The sequence below is a fragment of the Candidatus Viridilinea mediisalina genome (genome assembly GCF_002532535.1).
GTDB lineage: Bacteria > Chloroflexota > Chloroflexia > Chloroflexales > Chloroflexaceae > Viridilinea > Viridilinea mediisalina.
Window position 1 is genome coordinate 1 of sequence record NZ_NQWI01000256.1, and the last position, 2,029, is coordinate 2,029.

At 62.5% G+C, this 2,029-nt stretch carries 2 protein-coding genes; both read left to right on the plus strand.

Annotated features, from left to right (window positions below; translation table 11 throughout):
- A partial coding sequence (locus CJ255_RS23910) for a hypothetical protein (RefSeq protein ID WP_165774886.1) occupies positions 1–828 on the plus strand: 828 nt, incomplete at its 5' end.
- Complete coding sequence (locus CJ255_RS21825) at positions 750–1,571, plus strand: formylglycine-generating enzyme family protein (protein ID WP_097646178.1); 822 nt, start codon at positions 750–752, stop codon at positions 1,569–1,571. The genes CJ255_RS23910 and CJ255_RS21825, both read left to right, overlap by 79 nt.
- The last annotated feature ends 458 nt before the right edge of the window (positions 1,572–2,029 follow it).

Genomic DNA, 2,029 nt, shown 5'->3' on the forward strand with positions numbered 1-2,029 from the left:
ACCCGTGAAGCACTCGCGCATGCCTTGCGCTCCATCTTCGACGCCCGCCTCACCATGCCGGTGCTACGCAAGCTCCTCGTCATCTTCAGTGGCGGTGTCGAACTCTACGACCTCATCGTCTCCGAAGCATCCTCGCTGCACAGTGTCTGTGTAGACCACCACCTGATTGACTTGGGCCAAGACGAAGCGGTAGCCCTCATCGCCGACGGGCTGGTTGCGGCGGGCCTTGATGTGGCCCTCGCAACCGGCATGGGCCATGTGGTCTACAGCCGCGTCGCGGGCCACCCCTACCTGACCCAACGCCTCGGCGCACTGCTCCTGGATGCGTACCAGCAGGGCCAGCCCCTCAATGCGGAGGCGGTAGTCGCGGCAGAAGTTCGTGTACGCCAGGGCGATACGTTGCTACGCCGCATCCATAGTGACCTGCGCAAATCTGACTTGCTTGATGCGGCACGGCGGCTGATCAGTGATCCGCCGATCTTCACGCGCCTCGATGACGACATGGCACGCTTGGAGTTGATCGGCCTTGCGAAACAGACGGGTGATCGTTGGGCAGCGCGCAATCTGCTGTTGGCCGAGGTGTTTGGTGGCTGGCTAGGGGTTGCAGTGCAGAGCGTGGAATCTCCCGATCGTGCAGAATCTCTGCCAACGGAGCAAAACATTGCTGCGACAGCAACACCAACCCCTCCCGCCTCCCGCCGCTCGTCTCTCGCCTCTCACCGACCGCGATCGCGACGAGCCAGCCCGAGATGGCCCCCTCCCGCCGCTCGTCGCTCGCCTTTCGCTTCATCCCACCCCTCATCCACATCCCCGCCGGCCCCTTCCTGATGGGCAGCAGCGCTGCGGATGCGTTGGCTTATAGCGATGAAAAACCCCAACACCCCCTCACGCTGCCTGACTATTGGATCGGCAGAACGCCGATCACCAACGCGCAGTTCCGCCCTTTCGTGGAAGGGGATGGCTACACCAACCGCGCCTACTGGACGGATGTGGGCTGGGCGTGGCGGGAGGACAAGAAGGTGAACCAGCCGGACTATTGGGCAAATGCGGAGTGGAATGGCGACGACTACCCGGTGGTTGGCGTAAGCTGGTTCGAGGCGGTGGCCTACTGCCGCTGGCTAAGTGTCCAGACCGGCCACGAGTTCCGTCTGCCCTGCGAGGCGGAATGGGAGAAGGCGGCGCGTGGCCCTGATGGGCGTATCTGGCCCTGGGGCAACACCTGGGAGGCGGGGCGCTGCAACAGCAAGGATGCGGGCATCGGCAAAACCACCCCTGTCGGCCACTACCCCAACGGGGCCAGTCCGTATGGAATCCTCGACATGGCGGGCAATGTCTACGAGTGGTGCGCGACCAAGCTTGGTAAAGGCTATCCCTATCGGCTTGAGGATGAGTGGGCGGCGGCGTATGTGGAGGAAGATACGAGCCGGAGGTTGCGAGGAGGGTCGTTTTGGCGTGAGGCCAAATACGTGCGCGGAGCGTACCGCGACAGCAGCAACCCGCGCTACCGCAGCCGCAACGACGGGATGCGGGTCGTCAGTCATGCTCCCGTGGTGGGGAGGGATGAAGGATGAGGGATGAAGGATGAAGGATGAAGGATACATGGAAAACGCATGGCATCCCGTCGTAAGGGAATGTAGGGGCGTAGCAGCGGCCCACCCAAGCATCGCGCAGGCGGGAACGTATGGGCCGCTGCTACGCCCTTTCCGGGGTAAGGATAAGAAGCATCGCGCAGGCGGGAACGTATGGGCCGCTGCTACGCCCTTTCCGGGGTAAGGATAAGAAGCATCGCGCAGGCGGGAACGTATGGGCCGCTGCTGCGCCCTTTCCGGGGTAAGGATAAGAAGCATCGCGCAGGCGGGAACGTATGGGCCGCTGCTACGCCCTTTCCGGGGTAAGGATAAGGGAAGCAGATGTTGTTGATTGCCCCGTTGCTTGTCCACCATGAGCGAAGATTCGTAGGAAGGTTCCTATTTGCGCCGTAGGTAGTGCCGACGTTAGTCGGCTTCCCATCGCTGCCAAAGACCTCAGC

Bases quoted from the DNA above. Each gene is read 5' to 3' on its own strand.
- CJ255_RS21825 (WP_097646178.1), top strand. From the start codon at position 750: ATGGCCCCCTCCCGCCGCTCGTCGCTCGCCTTTCGCTTCATCCCACCC.